Genomic DNA, 5,472 nt, shown 5'->3' with positions numbered 1-5,472 from the left:
AAGGATGGCTTAAGTTACAAGCCATCCTGGAAGGCTACGATTTAGCAAAATCTCTTGAGTCAGACTTGTGATCAAGAGACAGCTATTTTAGCGGCTTTAGATGTAATTATTTACAATCAGCGTTTGGTAAATACCAAAGAGCCGTCATTTGCATCAATAACAATCACGCTACCTGGTATGTAGTCCCCATTAAGTAGCTTTTGTGCTAGCGGATTTTCAATCGTTTGCTGAATAGCACGCTTAAGCGGGCGTGCACCGTACACAGGATCAAACCCACTTGCTGCAATTCGCTCAAGTGCAGCATCGCTTATTTCAAGCAGATACCCCATCTCTGTTAAACGCTCACGTAATTTCATTAACTGAATATCAGCTATTTCTTTTATATGCTCGTTTGCTAACGGGTGGAATACAACAGTCTCGTCAATACGGTTAATAAACTCAGGTCTAAACTCATTAATCAATACTTCCATTACTTTAGCTTTAAGGGTCGTATAGTCATTATTCCCCGCTTGTTCTTGGATAATATCTGAGCCTAAATTTGATGTCATGATAATAACAGTATTTTTAAAATCAACGGTTCTACCTTGTCCGTCAGTTAATCGGCCATCATCTAACACTTGCAGTAAAATGTTAAACACATCTGGGTGTGCTTTTTCTATTTCATCAAGCAATATAACTGAGTAAGGTTTACGACGAACAGCTTCTGTTAAATAACCGCCCTCTTCATAACCCACATAACCTGGAGGTGCGCCCACTAGGCGTGCAACTGAGTGCTTTTCCATAAACTCAGACATGTCGATACGTACCATGGCATCTTCGGTATCAAACATAAAACCAGCAAGTGCTTTTGTAAGCTCGGTTTTACCCACACCTGTTGGACCTAAAAACAAGAAAGAACCAATTGGGCGATTAGGATCTGCAAGTCCTGCACGTGAGCGTCTTATTGCGTTAGCAACAGCAACGACCGCTTCATCTTGCCCTATTACTTTACTGTGTAACTTATCTTCCATTTGCAGCAGCTTTTCACGCTCACCTTGTAGCATTCTTGCAACAGGAATACCTGTCCAGCGAGATAAAATTTCAGCAATTTCATCCTCACCTACTTGGTTTTTAAGCAGAGTCATTTCTTGCATTTCGGCTTGTGAGGCTAAATCAAGTTTTCGTTCAAGCTCTGGAATTCGCCCATATTGCAGCTCTGACATACGCTGTAAATCACTTGCTCTTCGCGCTACATCTAAATCTAATCTTGCTTGTTCAAGCTCGGCTTTAATTACTTGTGTACCTTGAAGCGATGCTTTTTCAGCATTCCAAATTTCGTCTAGCTCACGATATTGCCCATCAAGGTCGGTGATCAACTCTTGCATTTCAGTGCGACGCTTTTGACTCGCCTCATCTTTTTCTTTAGCAAGTGCATTATCTTCTAATTTTAATTGGATAATACGACGCTCAAGCTTATCTAACGACTCTGGTTTTGAATCAATTTGTAATCGAATCGAAGACCCCGCTTCGTCAATTAAATCAATTGCTTTATCTGGTAACTGACGATCGCTAATGTAGCGGTGAGATAACTGCGCCGCAGCAACAATCGCGGGATCAGTAATTTCTACTGAATGATGTAGCTCATATCGCTCTTTTAAGCCACGCAATATTGCAATGGTATCTTCAACCGACGGCTCTTCAATGAGTACCTTTTGGAATCGACGTTCAAGGGCTGCATCTTTCTCTATATATTTACGGTATTCATCAAGCGTGGTTGCGCCAACGCAGTGTAACTCACCGCGTGCTAATGCTGGCTTTAACATATTGCCTGCATCCATTGCGCCATCACTTTTTCCTGCACCCACAATAGTATGTATTTCATCAATAAATAAAATGACTTGGCCTTCTTCTTTAGCCAATTCGTTTAATACTGATTTTAGACGTTCTTCAAATTCGCCACGGTATTTAGCACCCGCAACTAACGCACCTAAATCAAGTGATAGTACGCGTTTATTTTTTAATCCTTCAGGTACTTCACCGTTAATAATACGCTGTGCTAACCCCTCCGCGATTGCTGTTTTACCAACACCCGGTTCACCGATTAATACAGGGTTATTTTTAGTACGGCGTTGTAATACCTGAATCGTGCGGCGAATTTCGTCATCGCGACCAATAACGGGGTCAAGCTTACCTTGCTCAGCTCGCTCAGTTAGATCAATCGTGAACTTTTCAAGCGCTTGACGTGTTTCTTCGGCATTTGGGTCATCAACTTTTTGGCCGCCGCGAATCGCTTTAATTGCAGTTTCAATTTTGGTCGAGGTAATATTTAACGACCTAAATATATCGCCAAGTGGACCTTTATCATCGCATGCCGCCAGTACAAATAATTCACTTGAAATGTATTTGTCTTTGCGTTTTTGCGCATACTTGTCACATAGGTTAATAAGTGAAGCCATATTATTTGATAGCTGCACATCGCCACCTACACCTTCTACTTTAAATAGTTTTTCTATTTCTTGTGAAAGCTTGGTGTTAAGTTCATCTGCGCTGACACCCGTTTGTGCAAATAATGCACGTACACTAGAGCCACTTTGCTTTAGTAGTGAATACATTAAATGTACGGGTTCAATAAATTGATGATCGCGGCCAAGGGCTAGCGATTGCGCATCAGAGAGCGCAGATTGAAATTTACTTGTAAATCTATCTAAACGCATGGTGTTACCTATTAAATAATCTAATTGCTTAATTAATGGGTATGTTTAGGTGTTTGTTCAAGGTGTAGGGGGAAATATAATGATTAAAGATACTAATTACTTGCGCCAGATCAAACTTGCCATACGTCCGGTTTGTCCATCCCGTCGATAAGAAAAAAATAAGTCACTTTGAGAGACTGTACAATAGTCGCCACCCGTAATATTTTTAACGCCTTGCTGGATAAGTAAAGTACGCGCAATACCATAAATATCAGCAAGATATTTGCCATTAGATTGTAGTGTAAATGCTTGAATAAATGAAGAAGACCTTTTTTGAAATAACTCAAACACCTCTGCCCCAACCTCAAATCGGTTTGGTCCAATTGCAGGCCCTAACCACGCACTTATGTTTTCATATTCTGTACTAAAGCACTCTAATGTATTTTTAATAATTCCCTGCTCAAGTCCTCGCCAGCCGCCATGTATAGNAATCGGCGGTCATGATAGCCAAAGGCTGATTTAATAACTGAGTATAAAGCGCATCAGCATCGTGTAACTCATCAAAATCAAAATGTTCATCAACAATAACAACATTAGAGCTATGAACTTGATTTAGCCACACGGCAGGTTTAGGTAGGAGATTTGTTAGTAATGAGCGGTTTTTTGATACATGATTTTGATTATCACCAACATGGAATCCCAAATTAAAACTTTTAAATGGGATTTTTGAAACACCACCTCCACAAGTAGTACTCAACGTTCCTACTTTATGAAGGTTTTGCCATGTCGCTGACAATAAGTGCATTATCTATCGATATCAGGATTAGCTTTAGTATCTTCACGTAGTGCATGTGTCATCGCGACCATATCGTCTGGGATAGGTGCTTGCCATGTCATCATTTCACCGGTGATTGGGTGCGCAATACTCAATTTTACAGCATGTAGTGCTTGGCGTCTAAAGCTACGAAGTAACTCAAATAACTCAGGTGTTGCACCTTTAGGTGGACGCGGACGGCCGCCATAAGATTGGTCGCCAATTAGCGGGTGATTTAAATGTGCCATATGCACACGAATCTGGTGAGTACGACCTGTTTCTAAGCGCAGACGTAAACGAGTATGAGCACGGAATTTTTCAGCAACACGGTAATGTGTAATTGCCGGTTTACCCAGTTCATGTACTGCCATATGTGTACGCTGAGTCGGATGGCGGCAAATCGCTTTTTCAACCATACCACCTGCAGTCATAGTACCATTACACAGTGCTTCATATTCACGCGTAAAGTTTTCACGCTTTTGTAGCGCTGTTACTAAGTGCGTTTGTGCTGGAATCGTTTTAGCTACAACCATTAAACCGGTCGTGTCTTTATCTAAACGATGCACAATACCCGCGCGTGGTACGTTAATTATTTCAGGGTAGTAATGTAGTAATGCGTTTAGCACTGTTCCATTAGGATTACCCGCACCAGGGTGAACCACTAGGCCCATTGGTTTATTAATTACCAAAATATCATCGTCTTCATAAACAATGTTTAATTTGATATCTTGTGCTTCGTATTCGCGTGGTGCTTCAATTGTTGTTTCAACACTTACAACTTCACCACCTAGTAGCTTTTCGCGTGGAGTGTTGAAAATTTCACCGTCTACGGTGATTTTATCATCCAATATCCACGTTTTTATACGAGAACGTGAATAATCAGGGAACAATTGTGCTAATACTTGGTCTAGACGTTTACCACCTAATTCGGTTGGAACGTCGGCTTGAAGAGAAATTTGCTCTGACATTAGTAACTTTACCCAATTTACCAGTGCAAGCTTTGCTCGACTGGGTTAGAATCGCTTTTAATAAAAGCATAATATAATACGCATAGTTTACTCGGTTTTACCGACTTGGCCTAGCCGAAGACATCGAAGGTAACAAATAAAATGATAAATAAAATAGGGAAACGTGCATTTGCCATTGTTTTTTCAGTTTCTGTACTTAGTTTAGGCGCTTGTTCGTCTGCTCCAGACCAAGAAGACATTCAACGTGTACCGAATAAGTCTGCACACGCTTTATATGAAGATGCAAAAGAAACGCTAGATTCTGGTTTATATGCTCGTGCAATTGAACTTTTGAGTGCAATAGACTCTCGCTACCCATTTGGCCCATTCTCTAAGCAAGTACAAATGGACTTAGTCTATGCACATTATCAATCAGGCAATACTGAACAAGCACTTGCAACCATTGACCGCTTTATTCGCTTAAACCCAAATCATAAAGACCTTGATTACATGTATTACATGCGTGGTTTAGTGAACATTAAAGCAGATAAAAATGCGTTCCAAGAATACTTTGGTGTAGATAGAGCAGACCGTGATGCTAACCGTACTCGTGTTGCATTTACCGATTTATCAACACTAGTAAAACGCTTTCCGAAAAGTGATTACGCGCCTGAAGCTAAGCGTCGTTTAGTGTGGCTTTTAAACCGCATGGCACGTTATGAATTAAAAGTAGCAACTTACTATTACGAACGTGAAGCTTATTTAGCTGCTGCTAATAGAGGTAAGTTTGTTGTTGAGCATTATTCACAAAGCAGTTACTTAGATCCCGCGCTTGAAATGATGGAGAAAAGTTACGACCAATTAGGTTTAACTGAGCTTAGTGAGCACGCAAAGCAAACACGAAAACTAAATAAAAGAACTAAATAAAAGCACTAAATAAAAAAGGCGCTTACTAAGCTGTCTCTTGATCACAAGTCTGACTCAAGAGATTTTGCTAAATCGTAGCCTTCCAGGATGGCTTGTAACTTAAGCCATCCTT

At 40.5% G+C, this 5,472-nt stretch carries 3 protein-coding genes and 1 pseudogene; 1 reads left to right on the top strand and 3 read right to left on the bottom strand.

Going from position 1 to position 5,472, the window contains the following annotated elements:
* Positions 1–116 precede the first annotated feature (116 nt).
* The 3 genes and pseudogenes from clpB to rluD all read right to left on the bottom strand — a co-directional run bounded on the left by clpB (position 117) and on the right by rluD (position 4,454).
* A complete protein-coding gene (gene clpB, locus L655_RS0121530) occupies positions 117–2,693 on the bottom strand; it encodes an ATP-dependent chaperone ClpB (protein WP_024606242.1) in 2,577 nt (858 codons plus the stop codon).
* 96 nt (positions 2,694–2,789) lie between these two features.
* A pseudogene (pgeF, locus tag L655_RS01000000126000) lies at positions 2,790–3,477 on the bottom strand (peptidoglycan editing factor PgeF).
* Complete coding sequence (rluD, locus tag L655_RS0121520; RefSeq protein WP_024606241.1) at positions 3,477–4,454, bottom strand: 23S rRNA pseudouridine(1911/1915/1917) synthase RluD; 978 nt, start codon at positions 4,452–4,454, stop codon at positions 3,477–3,479. Before rluD ends, pgeF begins: the two are co-directional and overlap by 1 nt.
* 141 nt (positions 4,455–4,595) lie before the next feature.
* Between rluD and L655_RS0121515 the strand changes: the two genes are divergently transcribed.
* The gene (locus L655_RS0121515) at positions 4,596–5,360 is read left to right on the top strand and encodes an outer membrane protein assembly factor BamD (protein WP_002962210.1); all 765 of its coding nucleotides are present in this window, start codon (positions 4,596–4,598) and stop codon (positions 5,358–5,360) included.
* The last annotated feature ends 112 nt before the right edge of the window (positions 5,361–5,472 follow it).

This window comes from Pseudoalteromonas sp. TAE79, assembly GCF_000498015.1.
Lineage (GTDB): Bacteria > Pseudomonadota > Gammaproteobacteria > Enterobacterales > Alteromonadaceae > Pseudoalteromonas.
This window is presented reverse-complemented; position numbering and strand designations above follow the sequence as displayed.

What these genes read in the sequence shown, in the direction of transcription:
- clpB (WP_024606242.1), bottom strand. Translation starts at nt 2,693, where the DNA reads ATGCGTTTAGATAGATTTACAAGTAAATTTCAATCTGCGCTCTCTGAT.
- rluD (WP_024606241.1), bottom strand. Translation starts at nt 4,454, where the DNA reads ATGTCAGAGCAAATTTCTCTTCAAGCCGACGTTCCAACCGAATTAGGT.
- L655_RS0121515 (WP_002962210.1), top strand. Translation starts at nt 4,596, where the DNA reads ATGATAAATAAAATAGGGAAACGTGCATTTGCCATTGTTTTTTCAGTT.